This is a genomic window from Buttiauxella agrestis ATCC 33320 (assembly GCF_000735355.1).
Lineage (GTDB): Bacteria > Pseudomonadota > Gammaproteobacteria > Enterobacterales > Enterobacteriaceae > Buttiauxella > Buttiauxella agrestis.
In genome coordinates this window covers 173,031-194,874 of sequence record NZ_JMPI01000020.1, presented here as the reverse complement: position 1 = coordinate 194,874, position 21,844 = coordinate 173,031, and the positions used below count along the sequence as shown (strand labels likewise).

Sequence of the window (21,844 nt, the reverse complement as noted above, 5' to 3'; positions counted from 1 at the left end):
CTCTTAGTGTAAACGAGCTAATAAACGGGCCAGATGAGGATTGCCACCGGCAATCGGCGCCCACTGGAAATGCACCACGGCGGTAGATGTCGCCTGTAAATCCTGAGCAAAGCTGCGCAGCCCGGCATTGATCACCGCCACGCCATCGAGCAGTGAAGGTGCGGATTGCTCGGCTTGCGCGGGAGCGGAAGCGATAAGCGAACTCGCAAGCTGCGTGGCCTGCGGCAAGGTGTCCATCACCATCACGCCCGCATCACGCAAAATTGCGCGTTGTTGCGAGCGGCACTGTGGGTCTTGTTCCGTTCCCGTGACGGTAGCGATAATCGCCAGTGGCGTAGCGCGTTTGGCTTTCAGCGCACAAATCGCTTCGGCAAGCGTAGCGGCGGGGTTTTCCTGAGCGCCGTAACCGATCACCACATCAAGCAATAACACGCCGACTTCCGGCTGGTTCGCCAGGTCTTTGATCATCTGATTGCGCGTTGACGGGTCAATCATCGGGTGCGGCTTACCGACGGTGTAGAAATCATCCCCCAGATCGATGACCCGGTGGCCGTCAGCATCAAGCATGGTGCCGTGATGGTGCGCGTCGTCGGCCTCCACACCCAGCTGTTCGGCCAGCAACATCGCGGTTTCCGCAGCCAGCGTGCCGCCGGTAAACAAGCCGCTGATTTTGCCGCCGACCACATTGGGTGAAAGCGCCCGCGCACGTTCAACGCTGCCGAGCAAGCATGCAATACGCGCTGCTTCGTCAATGGTGTCAGCAAACCAGATATTGCCATCACGCTTGAGCGCTGATTTATGGCCGAGGAACAGCGCTACCACCGGCTTGCTTTGCGCCTGCATCGCCGCAATGACCTTTTTACGAATCGCTTCTGCAGGGGGTTTTGAGACAAAGGCCAGCACCTGACTTTGCGCATCGTGACTCAGCATCTCTAACGCTGTTAACGCGCTAATGCCGCCCACCTGTGCCGATAAATCTCGCCCGCCCAGTCCTAGGGCGTGGGTGATCCCTTCGCCGCCGAGTGCAATCTGCGAAATCAGCTCCTGAATACCGGTACCGGATGCGCCAATCACGCCGATGTTGCCCTGCGGCATCACGTTGGCGAACGCCAACGGCGTACCCGCCACAATGGTGGTGCCACAATCTGGCCCCATCACAATCAAACCTTTCTCGCGGGCTTTGGTTTTCAGCGCGATTTCATCTTCAAGCGAGACGTTATCGGAGAAGATCATCACGTTCTTGTCGCTGTCCAACGCCTGGTTTGCGAGTTGTGCCGCATATTCCCCGGCGATAGAAATCAGTGCCAGATTGGCTTTAGGCAGCTTCTGGCAGGCACTTTCCCAACGCCTTGCCTGCACCAGTTTTTGCCCGTTGCCGCCAGCCTGCCCGGCGCTTTCCAGAGCAGAATCAAGCTGCTGGCAAATGAGTTGCACAATCGCAGCATCTTCATTCTCACTGCGAATGGCCACACAAATATCGTTAGGCGTTGCTCCAGTAAAATCTTTATGCCAGAAGCCTGTGTTTTCGAGCAGCGTCTTATTAGCAGGCGTGCCCATCATTACCGAAACATCATCGACACCTTCGGTTTCGCTCAGCTTGCGGGAAATAAGCATTAAGCTGACCGAATCCTGAAAACATCCTTTCTTAATAAAGGCGTGAATCATTGATAATTCCTCATCACCGAAAAGCCTGTTGAATGGCTTGCAGGTTATTTCCTCAATGAATTAATTAAGGTGACAAATATCACAACAAATTTATTAGCAAAGTTATTCAAATAGTCATACGGGAATTGTTTAATATTATCTGCATATCTATTAATTAAAATTAATTACAGAAAACACAGCCATCTTCAAATTAATTCTAACAATAAAAATAACCCTATTGAGATCACAATTTTTATCATTCCAGCGGGTATGTTATGGCGGAATTAAGCTCTATGGGTAACAGAAAGGAAGACAGATGAAAATCAGTCGGGAAACACTCCAGCATCTCATCATAAACAAATTATCCGCGGCCGGACTCAAGAAAGACCATGCGGCTACCGTGGCAGAAGTGCTGGTCTATGCCGATGCTCGTGGGATTCACTCTCACGGGGCGGTACGTGTTGAATACTACGCACAGCGCATCTCGCAGGGTGGAACAAACTGTAATCCGCAGATCCGCTTTGAACAGACTGGCCCATGCTCCGCCATTTTGCATGGTGACAACGGTGCCGGCCAGGTGATAGCAAAACTGGGTATGGAACACGCCATCAGCATGGCGAAAGAGAACGGCGTGGCGGTGGTTGGTATTCGTAGTATGGGCCACAGCGGGGCGCTTTCGTACTTTGTGCAACAGGCTGCAAAAGCCGGTCTGGTCGGGGTTTCAGTTTGTCAGTCCGACCCGATGGTGGTGCCGTTTGGTGGCGCAGAAATCTATTACGGGACGAATCCTCTGGCGTTTGCGGCCCCCGGTGAAAACGATGATGTTGTCACGTTTGATATGGCAACGACCGTGCAGGCATGGGGCAAAATTCTGGACTCGCGGGCGCGTAATACGCCAATTCCGGACAGCTGGGCGGTGGATAAAAATGGCCAGCCGACCACCGATCCGTTTGCCGTTCATGCTTTACTGCCAGCCGCTGGGCCGAAGGGCTACGGGCTAATGATGATGATTGATGTGCTTTCCGGCATTTTGCTTGGCCTGCCGTTTGGCAAACAGGTCAGCTCAATGTATGACGATTTAAGTGCCGGGCGTAATCTTGGTCAATTACATATTGTGATTAACCCTGACTATTTTGGCGGCAGTGATTATTTCCGCAGAGCAATAACGCAAACCATGCAGCAATTAAATGCGGTTAAACCCGCTCCGGGATTCTCACAAGTTTATTATCCTGGTCAAAACCTGGATATTTACGAGAAAACGACAGCGCGTGAAGGCATCGAGATCGTTGAAGAAATTTACGAGTATTTAATTTCCGATGCGTTATATACCCGTTCTTATGAAACCAAAAATCCTTTCGCGCAATAATTAAGGATAATCATCATGACTTCGTTTCAGTCTGACATAGAAGAAACATTGCCCTGGCTTTCGTCTTTTGGTGCCGCACCTGACGGCGGAATAACGCGTTTGCTTTATTCCCCGCAGTGGCTTGAAGCGCAACAGCAGTTTAAATCGCGCATGCAGCAAGATGGTCTGCAAACTCGCTTTGATGAAGTCGGCAATTTATATGGCCGCATCAATGGCACGCGTTACCCCGAAGAGGTGATTCTGAGCGGTTCGCATATTGACTCCGTGGTTAACGGCGGCAATCTGGATGGGCAGTTTGGTGCTTTAGCGGCGTGGCTTGCGATTCGCAGGCTTTATAAAACCTACGGCGCACCGCTACGCACCCTGGAAATGGTGGCGCTGGCAGAAGAAGAAGGGAGCCGTTTCCCTTATGTATTCTGGGGCAGTAAAAATATCTTCGGCCAGGCCGATCCTGAAGATGTGCGCCACATTGCAGACGCCAAAGGTATTCCTTTCACTCAGGCGATGAGTGAATGCGGCTTCACCCTTGCCGCCGCCCCACTAAAACCACGGGCTGATATCAAAACCTTTGTGGAATTGCATATTGAGCAAGGGCGTATTCTGGAAACCCATCAACAAGAGATTGGTGTAGTTACCGCGATTGTCGGCCAACGTCGCTACACCGTGATGTTGAGCGGTGAGTCAAACCACGCGGGCAGTACGCCGATGAGTTATCGCCGCGACACGGTTCATGCCTTTAGCCGCATCTGTTGCGAGAGCATTGCAAAAGCACAAGCGATGGGCGACCCGCTGGTGCTGACCTTCGGCAAAGTGGAACCGCAGCCCAATACCGTGAACGTAGTGCCAGGAAAAACCTGTTTCACCATTGATTGCCGCCATACCGATGCCGCCCTGCTCAAAGCCTTTACCGGGGAGCTTGAGGCCGATATGCGCCGTATTTGTGATGAGATGAATATCGGTATTGATATTGATTTGTGGATGGACGAAGCCCCGGTGCCAATGGATACGCATTTGGTGGATAAACTGGAAACCATTTGCCAGTCCGAAAAGCTGAATTATCGCCTGATGCACAGCGGAGCCGGGCACGATTCACAAATTTTCGCCCCACAGGTACCGACCTGTTTAATTTTCATGCCGAGCATTGGCGGTATTAGCCATAACCCCGCAGAAGCAACACATATAAAAGATTTGGCCGCAGGGGTGAAAACCCTGGCGTTAATGCTTTACGAACTGGCTTATAAAGAATAAGGAAGAAAAAGAAATGGGTTATCTTAATAACAACACGGGTTACATCAGCGATTTACTGGCTTCGCGCTCCATTATTAAACGTGGCAACTACGCGTTAATTACGCCCGACGGTTTGGTGAAAAATATTATTCCCGGTTTTGAAAACTGCGACGTAACCATTTTATCAACGCCTAAACTGGGTGCGACCTTTGTCGATTACCTGGTGACGCTACATCAGGATGGCGGGAACAATATCGGCTTTGGCGGCGACGGCGTTGAAACCTTTGTTTATGTTATCGACGGCGCTATCAAAGCCCGCGCTGGCGAACAGAGCTTCACACTCACACAAGGGGGTTATTTATATTGCCCGCCTGATACCGCAATGACTTTTATTAATAATCACTCGCAAGACAGTCGCCTGTTTTTATATAAACGCCGCTATATTCCAGCTAACGGGCACAAAGCTCATATCGTCAGCGGGAATGTGAATCAGCTTGAGCGTATTGAATATGAAGGCATGAGCGACGTGATTTTGCAGGATCTGCTGCCGAAAGATCTCGGCTTCGATATGAACATGCACATTCTGTCATTTACTCCGGGCGCATCCCACGGCTATATCGAAACCCACGTTCAGGAACACGGTGCCTATATCCTCAGCGGTCAGGGCGTTTACAACCTCGATAACGAATGGATACCGGTAAAACAGGGCGATTACATTTTTATGGGCGCTTATTCATTGCAGGCGGGTTATGGCGTGGGACGCGGTGAAGCATTTAGTTATATCTATTCAAAAGACTGTAACCGTGATGTAGAGATTTAAGGTTTTTGTCGGATTTGAATGTCGGATGACGCTGCGCTTATCCGACCTACGAAAAACTGATTTTATATGATTTTTCTTAGCTTGTCGGTTTGGCCACGGATAATACCGTGGCCTTTTTTTATGCCGCGAATAGAAACAATTATTTATCCTGTATGTTTTCCTACCCAACAAAATCAATCGTCGTGACACTCGTCACAGTTATTGTTTACCTTCAGCTCTACGTTTACCTACTTCTTAAATTCATATCATTTTGATTTTATTATATTTATTAAAGTTATGAGTGATATGAAATTAACTAGCCAGCTCAATGAATCCATGTTTTGTTGAAGGAATAACTTGATGGCAACTGATGGCACCCGCTTTACCTTCACCGTGGGGCGCACTCCGGCGAACACCTTTGCGGTGGTGGGCTTTAAATTAAAGCAGTCTCTCTCTTCGCTATTCACTCTGGATATCACCGTCGCCTGCAACGATCCGGCTATTGGCTTTAAAGCCATTCTCGATGAATTCGCGCTGCTCTCCATCTGGCAGGCACAGTACAAGGAAGAAGGTGCCGACCTGTCGTATCAGCATCCGGACTGTGCAAGCCTTGTGATGCATCTCGCGCAAACAGCATGGCGGCATATGAATACAAAAGAAAACACGACGGTTTTAGTCTTAAGCAGTTCGGATGACAGCCAGCGACATGCAGTCGTTCTTAGCCCAGTAAACCAGGGAAGGAATTAGCATGATTACGATTAATATCAATGGACTGACACTGTGTCATAAAGGTAGCGGCGGGGTAACGCACAATACCTTGCCTGATGTCTGTAAAACGCCCCCACTTGCTATTCCTGTACCTTTCGAAAACGAAGCGTACTCACGCGACCTGATTAAAGGCACCAGCAGCGTTTTTGCCGATGGCGGCAATATGATTGCAAATTTTGGTTCGTGCTTTGCGAAAAGTGTATTTGATGAACCTGGTAGTATGGGTGGCGTAAAGTCCGGCACTAATCTGGCAGAGGCTGACTGGATAAGCCACTCATTTGATGTGTTTTTTGAAGGCAAACCAGCCTGCCGCCTGACAGATAAAATGTTTATGAATCATCGTAATACGGTGAATATGGCGGGTCTGATGCAAGACTCACTTCCTGAAGTAGATATGGACAGCGAGGTTCTTATCAACTCAGATGGGAATGACAACGCGACTGACGATAAAGACAAACCTCAGCCTATGCCCTGCATTGTTATTCTGATTCACGGTGTTAATGATGTGGGCGAAGCCTACCAGAACCAGGACGAAGGGATTTGCGCCGGGTTAAATGCCCGACTCGGACGTGATGATTTACATCCGCATGACTGGATCCCGGATAAGTTTAAAATTTCAGATACCGATGGCAACGCGGAAAGTAAAAACGATGCTGTGCTGCAGAAAACATGTGCAGGCGAAATCAACCGCTCACCTATTATTCCGTTTTACTGGGGATATCGCCCTGTCAATCATAATACCTGGAAAGCAGATCAGCTGCGCTATCGCGAAGACCTTAAAAACAAAGGGAATGATGCTGATATCCCATACGACACCTATCTTAACGATGATGGAAGGATAAAAGAACAACATAATAATGAGCAAACCGATAACCTGTTTAATTGGTTAGACCGTACAAATGCAAAAAATGGCGGCACTTTTGCCAACGCCACTACCAACATTCCCGATATGTTTGGCCCAGGTGCGACGGGTAAAATTTTGGAAATAGTGGGCGAGCTCAATTCCCGCGGAGGGCCGTTTGGGGATGGCGACTGGAGCCACCCGATTTATCAGAACCCCCATCGAATCTATCAGGCTTATGCAGCACGCCGTCTGGCGGATTTGATTATTGATATTAGACGTAACCCGGGTACTGAAAAAGATACTATAAATATTGTGGCGCATAGCCAGGGCACTATTATCACCATGCTGGCGAATATGTGGGTCAATACTGAAGGCCTTGCTCCGGCAGACTGTGTCGTCCTCAACCATTCACCTTATGCACTGGAAAACCGTTGGCTTGAAAACGCCCTACCGGGTAACCAGCAAACCAGTAATGGCCGCCTGAATACGCTGGCTCATTTTTGTAAATTAATGGCGAAAAACCCCCACTATAAAATGGGAAATATCCCGCACACCCCAGATTATAAGCAAAAACTAAAAGATAGCGGATGCCTGCCAGAAGCGTCTTACCAGTCACTGTGGAATAATCCACAATACAGCCGCAATAATTTTGGCATGGTCTACAACTATTTTTGCCCAAACGACCAGATTGTTTCCATGAAACCGATTCAAGGTTTTGGCTGGCGCGGTATACCTGATGAAATGAAATCTCAACTCGGCAATAACCTTTGGCAAAGAGTATTCTGTCGGGGAGAGACTGTGGGTGATAAGACCGGGTTTCATTTTCAAATGCCAGCTCCGAAGTCAGATGATTCAAAATATACCGGTTTTACCTTTCGTGATATCACCATCAATGCCCCTCTGCTCCCCAAGCCTTTCGTCTTTAAATTGATGGGTGAAGGGCATGAATATAAAGCTCCGCTCAGTGGAAATGATCCGGCCATTGCTAAAGCGGCTATGAAAGCGGAAAGATTTATCTCGCAAACGGTGGAAGCCCCGAACACCCGTAACTTCTATTATTTAAATAATCATCAATATCTTAATGAAGTTCAATGTAAAGAAATCGGCAAAATACACGATTGGGATGTAGTGAAGGGCATCGTTAACGGCCAGAATGGTTCTACACAGAAGCTTGTTGTGAAACGCAGAATGACAGAGGAAGAACTGAAGGCAGCGGTAAATATGGATTCTATATATAGTCAGCACTCATCTATTGTTGCCAATGATAAAGTGCCTGCCCATTCAATGACCTACGATTTAGCGATAGGAGAATGTAAAGCATTTGAACAGAAGGAATTCTGGAAAAGATTGTTGCTCCGTGCTGACTGGCGCAGAGAAGAAAATCCTATAGCAGATGAACGTAAATATTATCAGGATGGTATTTTGCCTTTCGAACACATGAAAAAATTCATGAATAAACCTGAGCTTCCTAAGGGAATTCCACTAGGTGATGCAGGTGTTGATAATGACTACGGCCCAAGAGAAGTGCCTAAGATCAAAGACAAACATTCAACGGAAAATACAACGAACGAAATATTACAATGGGATATGCCTGAAGCGCAGGAATGAAAAGGAAATATATGCAACAGGGAAAGCTAGTAATACTTGTGATGGTAGCCTTAATTACGGCATGTCATGCAAAACAAAAATCACCACCTACTCAGGTAGTGTACCGATTTGACGATCATCGTTATCTGGAATTAACCGGTTATCACTGTGAGGGTGGCTTACGTTATATCGATACCGAGCGTAATATTCAGCACCAGATTTACGACGTATCCGATGGATATCGTATTTTTACAAAGACATTTATTCATCCTTCAGAGCGTTACATTGCAATTACTTCCTATGAGGGGGGGGGATTCGCTATATCAAAAGATTATGGAAAAACCTGGGATGGAGCGAGCTACTCTCCTGGTGGCGGAGCTATAAAATATGGTGATGACCGCCCCCAACGAGAAGAAATTGAATCATTCACCGTCGTCAACGATCAAGGTTTTATGCTGACAAAAAAAGGTGATCTCTATCTGAGTTCAAAACCCTTTGATGACCCCAGGCTGGAACCTGGTGGGAGTGGTATTGATTACACATACACCTACAGAGGAGACACTTCAAAACACCACCTGGAACCAATCAATTCATCAGTTGGTAGTCTCTGGGGAAAGAACTACGTCTCCTGGATATCAATACAACTCCAGGACCCGTGGCAAACCTTCGCATATCAAACCAATTTCCAGAACATCCCCAATAAAGTCCCCGAAGTCAAAAACTACAAGGGCTGGGACCATATGCGCTGCAATCCGGATTTAGGTCTTGAAGCGTCGGAACAACAAAAATGAAACCGATTAAAAACACGTTGCTAATTGTGGGAATAGTATTACTTACGGCCTGTCATGCGAAACCCAAATCACCACCTACTCAGGTAGTGTACCGATTTGACGATCATCGTTATCTGGAATTAACCGGTTATCACTGTGAGGGTGGCTTACGTTATATCGATACCGAGCGTAATATTCAGCACCAGATTTACGACGTATCCGATGGATATCGTATTTTTACAAAGACATTTATTCATCCTTCAGAGCGTTACATTGCAATTACTTCCTATGAGGGGGGGGGATTCGCTATATCAAAAGATTATGGAAAAACCTGGGATGGAGCGAGCTACTCTCCTGGTGGCGGAGCTATAAAATATGGTGATGACCGCCCCCAACGAGAAGAAATTGAATCATTCACCGTCGTCAACGATCAAGGTTTTATGCTGACAAAAAAAGGTGATCTCTATCTAAGTTCAAAACCCTTTGATGATCCAAGGCTTAGAGAAGGTGGTGGAGGTATTGAATACAGTCGTTACTATCATGGCGTATTAAAACATGATCGCTTAATGCCTGGCCGTTCAGGCCTGGGCTGGGGGCGTGAATATTTATCCTGGAATTCAGTCAATAGTCCTGAACCATGGGTCATTGACGCCTACAAACCTAACTGGCAGAACATCCCCAATAAGGTCCCCGAAGTCAAAAACTACAAGGGGTGGGACCATATGCGCTGCGACCCGGATTTAGGTCTTGAAGTGTCGGAACAACAAAAATGAAACCGATTAAAAACACCTTGCTATTTGTGGGAATAGTATTACTTACGGCCTGTCATGCAAAACCCAAACCCCCACCCACTCAGGTAGTATACCGATTTGATGATCATCGTTATCTGGAATTAACCGGTTATCACTGTGAGGGTGGCTTACGTTATATCGATACCGAGCGCAATATTCAGCACCAGATTTACGACGTCTCCGATGGATATCGTATTTTTACAAAGACATTTATTCATCCTTCAGAGCGTTACATTGCAATTACTTCTTATGAGGGGGGGGGATTCGCTATTTCAAAAGATTATGGAAAATCCTGGGATGGAGCGAGCTACTCTCCTGGTGGCGGAGCTATAAAATATGGTGCTTCTTATCCTATACGCGAAGAAATTGAATCATTCACCGTCGTCAACGATCAAGGTTTTATGCTGACAAAAAAAGGTGAACTCTATCTGAGTTCAAAACCCTTTGATGATCCCCGGCTGGAACCTGGTGGGAGTGGTATTGAGTACACAATCACAACAGGCAAAGGAAAAACACAAAAAGAGTTAATTCGTCCGGGGGAAGGTGGTGGTGCGTGGGGGGAAAACTACCTATCGTGGAACTCCATTTTAGGGCCAGACTCCTGGACAATTTATGCTTACAGATCCAATTTCCAGAACATCCCCAATAAGGTCCCCAAAGTCAAAAACTACAAGGGCTGGGACCATATGCGCTGCAATCCGGATTTAGGGCTTGAAAAACAACAGTAAGGATACAAAGATGTTAGGGATTATTAAGAAAGTAAACATAATATTATTCTCAGGATTACCAGTAATATCCTCTCCGTTGCTGGCATGTCCAGATATGCAGGGCAGTTACAACACGGAAAATAATGGCACACAGATTTATCTGCATAATAATGGACTTCAAAAATTAAACGCGGTGATTGATATCCCTGGTCATCCTCTGCAGGCTAAAACAGCAGTATTCGTTAGCGAAGAAGATCGCAATGCGCAGCCTTATCAGGCATTACCGGAATGTACGCTTTCAATTGATGGATTCGGTTATCTTCTTCCACATATGAAAGGAAAAATATTTCGGTTACACTTTGACTCACAGGATTATGAGAAAGTATTTAACACCGATTATATTTTAAAGTTAAGTGATATTCCTGCCGAAAATATCGGAGTCAATAAAACTGCATCAACCATCCCCGACAAGGCGCTTACCGCATTAAATAAACATTGATTACATCGATAGCGATAAAATCCTGGCCACGGATAATACCGTGGCCTTTTTTTATGCCGGAATCGCCTGCCCCAACTTCATCGCCTGAGCGATATTCCGCGCGCAATGTTGCAGGTTAATTTCCCCCTGCAATAACACGGTGGCTAGCGGAGCAAGGCGCGGGAGGATGCTGAATACAGCGTCGATACCATGCTGATGCACCACTTCTACACCTTCCCCAAGTACACCGGCCATGCCGATAACGGGTACACCGAGGCGGTGAGCCACTCGCGCAACACCGATTGGCGCTTTGCCGCCGACGGTCTGGCTGTCGATGCGCCCTTCGCCGGTGATCACTAAATCAGCGCCTTCGAGTACCTGTTCAAGGTTGACCGCATTCATAATGATGTCGATGCCCGGTTTCAATTTGCCGCCGAGGAAAATCTCTGCCGCAACGCCCATGCCGCCAGCCGCTCCGCCGCCGACAATCGCGTTAATATCACGCCCCGTCTGCGCTCCCAGAATTTCAGCCAGATTTGCCAGCCCATTATCAAGCTGGATGACCATTTCCGGCGTCGCCCCTTTTTGTGGGCCGAAGACCGTAGCCGCCCCTCGCGGCCCGGTGAGCGGGTTATCCACATCGCAGGCAATTTCGAAATGACATTCTTTGACTCGTGGGTCTATTTGCTGCTGGTCGATGCGGGAAAGTGAATTCAACGCCCCGCCGCCCGCGGCCAGTTCGTTGCCATCAGCATCGTAAAAATGCACACCCAACGCCTGCGCCATGCCGATACCGCCGTCAACGGTCGCGCTGCCGCCGATACCGAGAATAATGTGGCGGATACCCGCATTGAGCGCGTGTTTGATAAGCTCCCCGGTGCCAAAACTGGTGGCAGACATCGGGTTACGCAGTTCGGGTTCCACCAGCATTAATCCACTGGCCGCCGCCATTTCAATCACCGCCGTGCGCCCGTCCCCGGTGACGCCATAGAATGCCTCTACCGGTTGGCTCATTGGCCCGCTCACGGTCAGCGTCACAAGTTTGCCGCGAGTGGCCGCAATCATCGCTTCTACCGTCCCCTCCCCGCCGTCGGCAATGGGTAGGCAGACGTATTGGGCCTCCGGGAAGATTTCCTCAAACCCTTTTTTAATGGCCTGCGCCGTGCGTTCCGCGCTCAGGCTTTCTTTAAATGAATCCGGTGCAATCACAATTTTCATTATTTATTCCTTAACAATGTGGGGCGTTATTTCACGCGATCCCAGGGAAAGAGGTTTTCCAGCACCACAGCAAGCAGCACCCCCATCAACAGGCCGTTGCTGAGTAACGGACGCACCAATAACGGAAGCTGCTGCAAATACGCCCCCGGGACGCCCATCAAAAACACGCCGCAGAACAGCGGAATAGCGATGCGATAAATGTTGCGTGAGTTCAGCGTGGTGAGATTTACAAACAGCAACGACGACCACAGCAACGGCAGGTACGCTACCAACATCACGGCACTGCTAATCGTGAGCGGAATAGCGCAGAAAAAACGCGTCAGCGGTGGAAAAAGACCAATCAACAAAAACAGCAGGCTGCCAACAACAAATGCGCGGCGCGTCGCATCCTGGGTTTGAGTAATCAGGCCAATTGAGGAGACGAACGGCGAGAAAGGAATCACACCCAGCGGTGCACCCATTAATGTCATCGCGCCAGAAACAACAAAACTGCGCCGGTATAGCGCAGGCATGGCAGGCGTGTTGCCATAGAAAGTGTCGCTGCCACGGATCGCGCCAAACGTGTTGGAGATATTCACCAGCCCCGTCAGCACAGCGGTGATCACAATGCCGGGTTTGATATCCAGCGAATGCCCGAGCGGGAACCATTGCCAGCTCTGGTTTTGTGTGATGACGTGAGTATTCCCAAACCAGCAAACGTAAATGCCCCAGCCCAGAATGGTGCCGAGCAAAACGGCAAATTTCCCGATGCGCTGCGGGAGAATCACAATAAAGGTGACGATAAAAATCACCACCGCCACGGCGAGGGAAAATGCCGCTCCGTTGAGATCAACCGGCCCGTTCACCGCACCAAACGGCAGCCCAAGCATGCCTTTAAAAAAGATGGTGGTAAGCTGCGCGCCGAGTAAAAACATAAACACAATCATTACGGCCGGGCGAAAAAGCCTGGCAAGCCACGGCCCTAATCCGCTAAACCCAATCACCATCGTCAGAACACCCGCCAGCGCAATGCCCAAAGCGAGGCTGCCGCCAATCGAAGCCAGCGGCGTTCCTTGCGCGGACTCAGCCAGCGTGAGAGTTAAAATCGTGCCCCACCACAGGCCACCCGGCCCTTCCATCAATGCACGACGATGGCCAAAAAAAGCCTGAAGCAGGCAAGCCAGCGCGGTCGTCAAAAAAGAATACTGCGTCAGCACAAATGTCGTGGCGGAAGTGAGATGAAATGCGGATTGCAACGTCGGCGGGATAACCACCGTATTGCAGAAAATAAAGAAGAACCACTGAAAACCAGACAGCCAGGTGTCCCGGCTAAGACGCACAGCTTCCATAATTCCACCCTGTAAAATGACAAAAAAGCCGCGCCCGGGATCAACGAGCGCAGCTGCAAGTAAACGATTACTGCTGGTGTTTCAGAATGAATTTACCGATTGGTTTCGCGCCAAATCCGCTTTCAATGTCGTAAATCACCTCACCACGCAGAATAGTTTTCAGGATACGTGCGCCGATGGTGCGACCGACGTAAGGGCTAACTTTGTGGCGATATTCCAGATCTTCGTTTTTCAGCACGTAAGACGAGTTCGGCTGGATGAACACCAGATCCGCATCTTTGCCCGGCGCGATATGGCCTTTATGTTGCAAACCAAAGATATCTGCCGCATTGCCGGACATCAGTTTGGCGAACGTTGGCAGCGACATGCCGCGCTTTTGCACCGCTTCATCAAACATCACATCCATACAGCTTTGTAGGCCAGCAATGCCGCCCCAGGCCTGCATGATGTTGCCTGCTTTCATATCCGGCGGGCATGGTGAGTGGTCAGAAACCAGGCAGTCGATTTCACCGTTGAACAGTTTTTCCCACATCCCTTTCTGGTTTTGCGCATCGCGAATTGGCGGCGAGCATTTTGCCAGGGTGCCGATTTCTTCAAACTGATCGGTATCGAGCACAAAGTAATGCGGGCAGGATTCGCAGGTAACATCCTGGCCTTCCTGACGTGCGCGAGTCACTTCAGCCACGCCTTCCGGGCTGCTGACGTGGCAAACGTGCAGGCGGCAACCGGCAACTTTTGCCAGGTACAAAATGCGGCGAATCGCTTCGACTTCGGTGAAGACCGGGCGTGAGGCCACATAGTCATGGGCAGTAACACGGCCTTCGCGTTTTGCTTCGTCACCCAATTCATCACAAATCAGCGCGTTTTCGCAGTGCACTAATACTGGCTGACCCAATTTTCCGAGCTTCTGAGCGCCTTTGAAGAACTGGAAGTCGTTCACGTCGCGGAAGTCGTTGTCGATACCGCGATCGCCACAGGTTGCCACGAAGCATTTGAAGCCAACCACGCCGACTTCGTCCAGTTCATGCAGACGGTCGATGTTGTAAGAAACCAGGCCACCGAGCTGCGCAGCATCAATGGTCAATTTGCCTGCGGCGGCATCGAATTTCATTTCAATGCTGGCGCGGTCAACCGTAGCAGGGAGCTGGTTGAGCGGCATTTCGATCATTGTGGTGATGCCGCCTTTAGCCGCAGCACGTGTGCCAGTGGCGTAGCCTTCCCAATGGCTGCGGCCTGGTTCAGAAATATGGGTGTGAGCATCGACCATGCCAGGCGCAACTATCAGACCGGTAGCATCCATCACCTTCGCTGCGCCGTTCAGACCATTGCCGATGGCGGCTATTTTGCCGTCTTTAACGGCAATATCGGTAACTAATGCTTCGTTGTCTAAAATGACGGTGCCGTTTTTAATAATCAGATCGTAAGACATATACTTCTCCTTGTAAGGGTACGTATTTTTATTAAGTACAGGGGTAAGACGTTATTTTTATATCAAGCTGCTTTATGTTCGGTAGATATTCCTGGTGCGTCGCGTTTTTTCAGCAATACGTATAAAACGAAAGCGGTAATCACACCCACAAACCATGACACGCGTGACAATGGCTCAAACAGGGGAATAAATTTCCCGCCTAACGAAAGCACAACCGCAATTAAAGTGACGGAGAACGCCGTGACGTTAAAACCATTATCGTAAAACTTATAATCACCGGCTTTGGTATATAAAGTATCCAGATCAATTTGCGAACGCATGACAATAAAGTAATGTGCCATCATCACGCCGATTACCGGCCCTAACATTCCACCGATAATATCGAGGAATAAATAGATGCTGCTTTGGTTTTCCATTAACTTCCATGGGCAAATCAGCAGGCTGATAATACTGGCAATGAGCACACCATTTTTATAGGTCAGTTTGGTTGGAGCAATGGCCGCAATCTGGTATCCCGCAGGGATGATATTACCCGTGGCATTGGTTGAAATCGTGGTCATCAGAATGACTAACACCGCGAAGAATGAGGCAAACAGGCTGTCCCACTTCTGTACGATATCCAGCACGTTCCATGTGTCTTCGCCGTAGTGAATACTGGCCCCAGCGATAATACACACACCGGCCACCGCGAACAGAATGTAGGCCACCAATAATCCTAAAGTTTGCCCTAGTGCCTGCTGACGGAAGCTTTGCGCATTCTGGGTAAAGTCAGATGCACTCACTGCCGGTGCCGCCCAAACCGCCACTACGGCGTTAATCACCACCAGGAACAGGAAGCCACTATTTTCTGCTTTCTGAACACCTGCGGGGACGTAGTCCAGAATAGGTTGAATCCCCACCAGGGAAATAGCCCAAATAGCCATGCCGCCGAAGACGATGTAAATACAAGGGTTGAGAACCGCAGTGAATTTATTGAGCACTCCACCACCACCAAAACCAATGGCGACGTTGATTGCCCAGAAGAACAGGAAGGCAATCAGGCCCGGCAAATTAAGACCCAGGATATTGAAATCGCCACCGAGGGAGAGGAAGCCTGGCCAGATTTTGCCAATCAGAATTAAGAAGGCGAGCGAACCGGCATAGCATTGCAGGCCGAACCACATAATCGCTGCAATCCCACCACGTAAAATGCCGGGGAACAGTGAACCGCGCACGCCATAGGAAGCACGTAAAATCATGGCAAACGGCACGCCGTATTTGGTTCCTGCTGCGCCGTTCATTACCATGACAAAAGCAATAAAAAACGCGCTCAGAATAATTGCCAACATAATACTTAATGTGGATAACCCTAATATAAAGAAGCCGCCGACCATGACATAGTTTGGAACGTTATGAACTGACCCCATCCATAGGGTGAAATAGTTAAATGCTTTCCAGGTTTGTTTCTCTTTTTCTTTTGGAAGAAGATCGTCACTATAACCCCTGGCCCGATAAAGCTCTCTTTGCTGCTGTTCCTGTCTTTCCATATATCCCTCTACTAATCACGTAATAAAAACGCTATGGGCTTAGCTTTTCGGAAACACATATAAAACAAAAAGAAAAAAGTTAACTCTATTGGCACTGCGCCTCTTTGTGCGCAGTGCTTATATTTCAACAATCAGGAAATTTTGTGATTCGCCATTAATTCCAACGACTCAATTAATGCAGAATGGTCTAGCTGGCTACCGCCATTCGCCGCACAGGTATTAAATAATTCCTGGCAGGTGGCTGTATTTGGCAATGTAATCGCCAGGGCTTTGGCACTTTGTAGCGCCAGATTTAAATCTTTCTGGTGTAGTGCAATTTTAAAACCAGGCGCAAACGTCCGTTTGATCATGCGCTCGCCGTGAACTTCGAGAATACGTGAAGACGCAAATCCACCCATTAATGCCTGGCGAACGCGTGCAGGGTCAGCTCCGGCTTTAGAGGCAAACAGTAAGGCTTCAGAAACCGCTTCAATATTTAACGCCACGATAATCTGGTTTGCCACTTTGCAGGTTTGACCGTCGCCATTCCCACCCACCAACGTAATGTTTTTGCCCATCACTTCGAACAACGGCTGCACACGTTCAAACACTTCTGGCTTGCCACCCACCATGATGGAAAGCGTGCCTTCTTTAGCTCCCACCTCGCCGCCAGAAACCGGTGCATCAAGGTATTCGCCACCGCGTTCAATCACCTTTTGAGCAAAGCGTTTGGTTTCGATAGGCGAAATTGAACTCATATCAACAATGGTTTTGCCCTTCAGTGAAGCCTGGGCACAACCTTCAGGCCCAAACAGCACCTCTTCGACCTGCGGTGTATCTGGCACCATGATAAAAATGATGTCTGATTTTTCTGTTACGTTGCGCGCCGTTTCGCAGTTTTCAGCCCCTAATGAATAGAGTTTGTCTGAAACGGGGCCAATAGTGCAAACGCGAAGCTTATGCCCCACTTGCGCCAGGCGCTGTGCCATCGGCGTGCCCATAATACCCAGACCAATAAAACCAAGATTCATTGTTTCATTCCTTTCAGGTTATTTCAGGCAATAAGTTTCCCTGCCACAAAAGTGGTCATATTCTTATTGCCTGTTTATTTAATTAGGACTAACGGTACAGATTAATCCAGGACATCCCTTCTTCGGTGGTGGTTTTCGGTTTATATTCACAACCCACCCAACCGTCATATTCTAATTTATTAATTAGCGAAAAAAGATAATCATAATTAATTTCACCGGTTCCTGGCTCACCACGCCCAGGATTATCTGCTAATTGTATATGGCCAATTTTTGCTGATTTCCCCGTTAGCGTATTGGCTAACTCCCCTTCCATACGTTGCATATGATAAATGTCATATTGCACGCGTATGTTATCGCAACCAATTTCATCAATCAGGTCGATAGCCTGCTGGGTTCCGGTGAGGTAAAAACCTGGCATATCGAAATGATTGAGCGGTTCAATCACTAACAGAATGCCTTCTTTTGCCAGTTCACTTCCGGCGTAACGCAGATTTTCAACCAGAGTCTCGCGGACTTTTTCAGCACTTACCCCTGCTGGCGTTTTCCCGACCAGGCAATTGATTTTGCTGTTGCCCAGCGCTTTGGCATACAAGATTGCAGCTTGTACACCACTGCGAAACTCAGCTTCACGCCCCGGAATACAAGCAATACCACGCTCTCCTTTATCCCAGTCACCCGCCGGTAAGTTATGTAGCGTGTGCTCAAGTCCGTTAGATTTTAACTTTTCCTGCAACACCGCAACGCTGTATCCATACGGGAACATAAATTCTACGGCTTTAAACCCTGCCGCTGCGGCGCGTTCAAAACGGTCAAGAAAATCATATTCCAGAAACAGCATCGATAAATTAGCCGAAAAACGTAGCATGATATTCTCCGTTATTCATATTTCATAAAGCAGGTTTCAGTCGGTGCGTCCGCGGCACTTTCAGCAGTGGCTTCAAATTCATTAACGTTATCCAACTCGCTTCCCATTGAAATATTGGTGACGCGCTCAAGAATAACTTCCACCACAACTGGCACGCTGTATTTCGCCATTAACTCTTTTGCCTGCTCAAATGCCGGAGCAATATCTTCCGGTTTAAATACGCGAATCGCTTTACAACCTAAACCTTCAGCGACTTTGACGTGGTCAACACCGTATCCATTAACTTCTTCAGAGTTAATATTTTCGAAGGCTAACTGGACGCAATAATCCATATCGAAGGCGCGCTGTGACTGGCGAATAAGACCTAAATAGGCGTTATTCACCACAACATGGATATACGGAATATTGAATTGCGCGCCGACAGCCAACTCTTCAATTAAGAACTGGAAGTCATAATCGCCGGAAAGTGCAACGACACTACGTTTTGGATCGGCGACACAAACACCGAGCGCGGCCGGAATTGTCCAACCCAGCGGACCTGCCTGCCCGGCATTAATCCAGTGGCGATCGTGGAAAACATGCAGCATCTGCGCCGCGGCAATTTGCGACAGGCCGATGGTGGTGACGTAGCACGCCTCGCGGCCAAATGCTTTGTTCATCTCTTCATAAACGCGCTGCGGTTTGACCGGCACATTGTCGAAGTGAGTCTTGCGCAGCAGGGTACGTTTGCGCTGCTGGCAATCGGCAATCCATGCTTTGCGATCCGGTAAGCGCCCTGCTTTTTTCAGCTCTTCTGCGACGTCGACCAACAAGGTGAGAGCCGCTTTTGCGTCAGAAACAATGCCGAGATCCGGGCATAACACGCGGCCAATTTGCGTTGGCTCAATGTCGATATGCACGATTTTGCGACCGGCAGTGTATTTCTCAACCGAGCCGGTGTGACGGTTCGCAAAGCGGTTGCCGATACCAAACACCAGGTCAGAAGCCAGCAGAGTGGCGTTGCCATAACGGTGCGCAGTTTGCAGCCCAACCATGCCCGCCATCAGTTCGTGATCGTCCGGAATCGTGCCCCAGCCCATCAGCGTAGGAATGACCGGAACCTGGGTAATCTCCGCAAACCGTTGCAACAATGCCGCCGCATCCGCATTGATAACGCCACCACCAGAAACGATAACCGGGCGTTCGGCCTGCATCAGCATCTCAAGTGCTTTGACGATTTGCTTGCGCGAAGCTTCAGGTTTGTAAACTGGCAGCGGCTCATAGGAATCTGGATCGAATTCGATTTCCGCAACCTGCACGTCAAACGGTAAGTCCACCAGCACAGGGCCTGGACGACCAGAGCGCATTAAGTGGAACGCCTGTTGCAATACACGTGGCACCAGCGCAGGTTCCAGAACCGTCACGGCCATTTTGGTGACAGGCTTGGCGATAGATTCGATATCCACCGCCTGGAAATCCTCTTTGTGCAAACGTGCACGCGGAGCCTGGCCGGTGATGCAAAGAATTGGAATAGAGTCAGCAGAAGCGGAATAAAGTGCGGTAATCATATCCGTACCCGCCGGGCCTGAAGTACCAAGGCACACGCCAATGTTACCGGCTTTAGCGCGGGTATACCCTTCCGCCATATGGGATGCCCCTTCAACATGGCGAGCAAGGACATGGCGAATGCCGCCATGCTGACGCATTGCCGAATAGAATGGGTTAATCGCCGCACCGGGTACGCCAAATGCGGTATTCACACCTTCTTTTTCCAGGACATACATTGCCGCATCGACGGCTTTCATTCGGGCCATGGTACTTTTCCTTTTTTGATTTCATTGTTGGAAACTTTTTCCAACTTGAAGTGAGTTCAAAAAAATCCCGCACACAGACTGACGGGAATTTTGTTTCTAGCGTGCCGGAGTATTCAGACCCAGCGCCGCACTAATATCAGTTGCCGTATCGCGAACTAATTCGCCCAGGTTTAAAAATCTTTCCGGCGTTAATCTGGAGCTTGGGCCAGAGATGGAAATGGCCGCGACTACGTTGCCGGTACTGTCGTATATCGGTGAGGCTATGCAATTTAGCCCCAGAACATGCTCTTCTTTATCAACGACATAACCACGTTCACTGGAAAGCTGCAAATCCTTCTTCAGCTGATGCAGGTCTGCAAGCGTTCCCGGCGTAAAACTCTTAAGCCCGGTTTTCACTATCAGGTCCATCAGCTCATCTTCCATCAGTGGATAGAGTAATGCTTTACCCGCACCGGACGCATGAAGCGGCAGGCGGCTACCCAGTGGCGCACACATGCGCACCATTGACTGGCATTCGAGTTGGCCAATCAGCACCGCTTCGCCACCGTTACGAATCGCAACGTTGACCGTCTCCCCTGAATGCACCATCAGGCGGCGCATGAAAGGTGCCGCAACGGATAACACATCCCGGTTGTGGATATAGGCCGAACCGACGTTAAACACGCCAAGACCGATATGCCACCAGCCTAACTGGCTGTCCTGATAGATAAAATCGGCATTCTCCAGCACTTTAAGTAAGCGAAAAGTGGTGGATAGAGGCAATTCGAGGTTTTCGGCAATATCAGTAACCGAAGAGCTGCCACCCGCCTGCGCCAGATACTGCAAAATGGCGATGCCGCGTTCCAGTGCCTGCGCGCCTTTCTGCGAGCCGGACTCCGGTTGGCTTGGTCGTCCGCGACGTCTTAATTCAGTCATTCTTCTATTATCTCCCACCCCAGAAACTTTACGGGAAGCGTGCTACGTCAATGAATTTAACGCGCCATCTTATGAAAGATACTTTGAAGCGTCACGGGATTTATCCTAAATAAAACGGGATAAAATCAGCTCAATACCAGTTCTTTTGGCGCAACATTCACTAAATCGCAATTATCGCTACCGCCGCGATCCACCGTTAAAAAATCCGTCACTTTTTGCCATGCAAACAACGGGTGATGCCAGACGTTACGATGATAGTTCACACCCTGACGGCCATCGGTGATAAATCCGAGCATAGTTTCAGGATCTGGCTGCTCATCTCCCAGTGCTACCACCACGATAAAACGCTCGCCGTTAAGGGGAATAAACGCCTGCGAGCCAAGTGGATGGCGTTCGAGCTGCGTGACGGTTATTGGCATTTCCAGCGGCTGGGCGCGGTTGATGCTGACGAGGGCACGATCCTGATGGAGGATCTCAACCAACGCCAAATCGTGATAGCGCTCGGTTTGCCCGTTATTGATATGGAAAAATTCCTTTCCTTCGGTTCCGATAACGTCGCCATAAGGCGAAAAAGCCTCTTGAGTCAGAGGTAACAACTTGAGTTTCATTCCGTGTTCCTGCTCCTGTTGATCCTTTTGCCATTTATGTTGATCAAAATGGCACCGCTGACAGCAATCTAAAACCTAACCTCGCTTGATGCAATATTAAATTGGAATATTTTTCCAACAATGAGATTTACACCACATCATTTTTAAGGTCAATATGCAAATATCATTAAA

General features: G+C 48.9%; 19 protein-coding genes. 9 read left to right on the top strand and 10 right to left on the bottom strand.

All coding sequences use genetic code 11. The features are described from left to right. Window positions 1–3 precede the first annotated feature (3 nt). Window positions 4–1,665: an acyl-CoA synthetase FdrA gene (locus GBAG_RS04525; RefSeq protein ID WP_034493794.1), complete on the bottom strand. Its 1,662-nt coding sequence runs from the start codon at window positions 1,663–1,665 to the stop codon at window positions 4–6. Between the two features lie 295 nt (window positions 1,666–1,960). Between GBAG_RS04525 and allD the strand changes: the two genes are divergently transcribed. From allD to GBAG_RS04480, 9 genes are all read left to right on the top strand, one after another. Next, on the top strand, window positions 1,961–3,010 hold the full coding sequence (allD, locus tag GBAG_RS04520; RefSeq protein ID WP_034493793.1) for an ureidoglycolate dehydrogenase: 1,050 nt from the start codon (window positions 1,961–1,963) through the stop codon (window positions 3,008–3,010). A 15-nt stretch (window positions 3,011–3,025) separates the two neighbouring features. Then, window positions 3,026–4,258: an allantoate deiminase gene (gene allC, locus GBAG_RS04515; protein ID WP_425591289.1), complete on the top strand. Its 1,233-nt coding sequence runs from the start codon at window positions 3,026–3,028 to the stop codon at window positions 4,256–4,258. Between the two features lie 13 nt (window positions 4,259–4,271). Beyond that, window positions 4,272–5,057 (top strand): (S)-ureidoglycine aminohydrolase, encoded by a 786-nt coding sequence (gene allE / locus GBAG_RS04510; RefSeq protein ID WP_034493791.1) that lies wholly within the window; start codon window positions 4,272–4,274, stop codon window positions 5,055–5,057. Between the two features lie 339 nt (window positions 5,058–5,396). Continuing rightward, window positions 5,397–5,783, top strand: a complete 387-nt coding sequence (locus GBAG_RS21815) for a hypothetical protein (protein ID WP_051873634.1) — start codon at window positions 5,397–5,399, stop codon at window positions 5,781–5,783. Between the two features lies 1 nt (window position 5,784). Then, a complete protein-coding gene (locus tag GBAG_RS04500; protein WP_034493790.1) occupies window positions 5,785–8,256 on the top strand; it encodes a T6SS effector phospholipase Tle3 domain-containing protein in 2,472 nt (823 codons plus the stop codon). Between the two features lie 11 nt (window positions 8,257–8,267). Further along, window positions 8,268–9,026: a T6SS immunity protein Tli3 family protein gene (locus GBAG_RS04495; protein WP_034493840.1), complete on the top strand. Its 759-nt coding sequence runs from the start codon at window positions 8,268–8,270 to the stop codon at window positions 9,024–9,026. Then, the gene (locus GBAG_RS04490) at window positions 9,023–9,778 is read left to right on the top strand and encodes a T6SS immunity protein Tli3 family protein (RefSeq protein ID WP_034493789.1); all 756 of its coding nucleotides are present in this window, start codon (window positions 9,023–9,025) and stop codon (window positions 9,776–9,778) included. The genes GBAG_RS04495 and GBAG_RS04490 overlap by 4 nt, the downstream gene beginning before the upstream one ends. Then, on the top strand, window positions 9,775–10,524 hold the full coding sequence (locus GBAG_RS04485) for a T6SS immunity protein Tli3 family protein (protein WP_034493788.1): 750 nt from the start codon (window positions 9,775–9,777) through the stop codon (window positions 10,522–10,524). Before GBAG_RS04490 ends, GBAG_RS04485 begins: the two co-directional genes overlap by 4 nt. A 10-nt stretch (window positions 10,525–10,534) precedes the next feature. Further along, the gene (locus GBAG_RS04480) at window positions 10,535–11,002 is read left to right on the top strand and encodes a hypothetical protein (RefSeq protein ID WP_034493787.1); all 468 of its coding nucleotides are present in this window, start codon (window positions 10,535–10,537) and stop codon (window positions 11,000–11,002) included. Window positions 11,003–11,053: 51 nt separating this feature from the next. On the opposite strand, the gene glxK is transcribed toward GBAG_RS04480, so the two are convergent. From glxK to allA, 9 genes are all read right to left on the bottom strand, one after another. Next, on the bottom strand, window positions 11,054–12,199 hold the full coding sequence (gene glxK / locus GBAG_RS04475; protein ID WP_034493786.1) for a glycerate 3-kinase: 1,146 nt from the start codon (window positions 12,197–12,199) through the stop codon (window positions 11,054–11,056). A 26-nt stretch (window positions 12,200–12,225) separates the two neighbouring features. Next, on the bottom strand, window positions 12,226–13,527 hold the full coding sequence (locus GBAG_RS04470; RefSeq protein WP_034493785.1) for a uracil/xanthine transporter: 1,302 nt from the start codon (window positions 13,525–13,527) through the stop codon (window positions 12,226–12,228). A 67-nt stretch (window positions 13,528–13,594) separates the two neighbouring features. Beyond that, window positions 13,595–14,956, bottom strand: coding sequence for an allantoinase AllB (gene allB, locus GBAG_RS04465; RefSeq protein ID WP_034493784.1), 1,362 nt, complete (start codon window positions 14,954–14,956; stop codon window positions 13,595–13,597). Between the two features lie 62 nt (window positions 14,957–15,018). Further along, window positions 15,019–16,482: an allantoin transporter gene (locus GBAG_RS04460; RefSeq protein WP_034493783.1), complete on the bottom strand. Its 1,464-nt coding sequence runs from the start codon at window positions 16,480–16,482 to the stop codon at window positions 15,019–15,021. 131 nt (window positions 16,483–16,613) lie between these two features. Next, a complete protein-coding gene (gene glxR, locus GBAG_RS04455) occupies window positions 16,614–17,492 on the bottom strand; it encodes a 2-hydroxy-3-oxopropionate reductase (RefSeq protein WP_034493782.1) in 879 nt (292 codons plus the stop codon). Window positions 17,493–17,580: 88 nt separating this feature from the next. Then, entirely contained in the window at window positions 17,581–18,357 is a 777-nt protein-coding gene (gene hyi, locus GBAG_RS04450; protein ID WP_034493781.1) for a hydroxypyruvate isomerase, read from the bottom strand. A gap of 11 nt (window positions 18,358–18,368) precedes the next feature. Continuing rightward, window positions 18,369–20,150, bottom strand: coding sequence for a glyoxylate carboligase (gene gcl / locus GBAG_RS04445; protein ID WP_034493780.1), 1,782 nt, complete (start codon window positions 20,148–20,150; stop codon window positions 18,369–18,371). 96 nt (window positions 20,151–20,246) lie between these two features. After that, the gene (gene allR, locus GBAG_RS04440) at window positions 20,247–21,065 is read right to left on the bottom strand and encodes an HTH-type transcriptional repressor AllR (RefSeq protein WP_034493779.1); all 819 of its coding nucleotides are present in this window, start codon (window positions 21,063–21,065) and stop codon (window positions 20,247–20,249) included. Window positions 21,066–21,190: 125 nt separating this feature from the next. Next, window positions 21,191–21,673 carry an ureidoglycolate lyase gene (gene allA, locus GBAG_RS04435; RefSeq protein WP_034493778.1) on the bottom strand — a complete coding sequence of 161 codons (483 nt, stop codon included), beginning with the start codon at window positions 21,671–21,673 and terminating at the stop codon, window positions 21,191–21,193. Between the last annotated feature and the right edge of the window lie 171 nt (window positions 21,674–21,844).

Excerpts from the sequence above, each read along its gene's own strand:
- allA (WP_034493778.1), bottom strand. The coding sequence starts at position 21,673 with ATGAAACTCAAGTTGTTACCTCTGACTCAAGAGGCTTTTTCGCCTTAT.
- GBAG_RS04470 (WP_034493785.1), bottom strand. The coding sequence starts at position 13,527 with ATGGAAGCTGTGCGTCTTAGCCGGGACACCTGGCTGTCTGGTTTTCAG.
- GBAG_RS21815 (WP_051873634.1), top strand. The coding sequence starts at position 5,397 with ATGGCAACTGATGGCACCCGCTTTACCTTCACCGTGGGGCGCACTCCG.
- GBAG_RS04485 (WP_034493788.1), top strand. The coding sequence starts at position 9,775 with ATGAAACCGATTAAAAACACCTTGCTATTTGTGGGAATAGTATTACTT.
- gcl (WP_034493780.1), bottom strand. The coding sequence starts at position 20,150 with ATGGCCCGAATGAAAGCCGTCGATGCGGCAATGTATGTCCTGGAAAAA.
- allE (WP_034493791.1), top strand. The coding sequence starts at position 4,272 with ATGGGTTATCTTAATAACAACACGGGTTACATCAGCGATTTACTGGCT.
- GBAG_RS04480 (WP_034493787.1), top strand. The coding sequence starts at position 10,535 with ATGTTAGGGATTATTAAGAAAGTAAACATAATATTATTCTCAGGATTA.
- GBAG_RS04500 (WP_034493790.1), top strand. The coding sequence starts at position 5,785 with ATGATTACGATTAATATCAATGGACTGACACTGTGTCATAAAGGTAGC.
- allD (WP_034493793.1), top strand. The coding sequence starts at position 1,961 with ATGAAAATCAGTCGGGAAACACTCCAGCATCTCATCATAAACAAATTA.
- GBAG_RS04460 (WP_034493783.1), bottom strand. The coding sequence starts at position 16,482 with ATGGAAAGACAGGAACAGCAGCAAAGAGAGCTTTATCGGGCCAGGGGT.
- GBAG_RS04490 (WP_034493789.1), top strand. The coding sequence starts at position 9,023 with ATGAAACCGATTAAAAACACGTTGCTAATTGTGGGAATAGTATTACTT.
- allB (WP_034493784.1), bottom strand. The coding sequence starts at position 14,956 with ATGTCTTACGATCTGATTATTAAAAACGGCACCGTCATTTTAGACAAC.
- GBAG_RS04525 (WP_034493794.1), bottom strand. The coding sequence starts at position 1,665 with ATGATTCACGCCTTTATTAAGAAAGGATGTTTTCAGGATTCGGTCAGC.
- glxK (WP_034493786.1), bottom strand. The coding sequence starts at position 12,199 with ATGAAAATTGTGATTGCACCGGATTCATTTAAAGAAAGCCTGAGCGCG.
- allC (WP_425591289.1), top strand. The coding sequence starts at position 3,026 with ATGACTTCGTTTCAGTCTGACATAGAAGAAACATTGCCCTGGCTTTCG.
- allR (WP_034493779.1), bottom strand. The coding sequence starts at position 21,065 with ATGACTGAATTAAGACGTCGCGGACGACCAAGCCAACCGGAGTCCGGC.
- glxR (WP_034493782.1), bottom strand. The coding sequence starts at position 17,492 with ATGAATCTTGGTTTTATTGGTCTGGGTATTATGGGCACGCCGATGGCA.
- GBAG_RS04495 (WP_034493840.1), top strand. The coding sequence starts at position 8,268 with ATGCAACAGGGAAAGCTAGTAATACTTGTGATGGTAGCCTTAATTACG.
- hyi (WP_034493781.1), bottom strand. The coding sequence starts at position 18,357 with ATGCTACGTTTTTCGGCTAATTTATCGATGCTGTTTCTGGAATATGAT.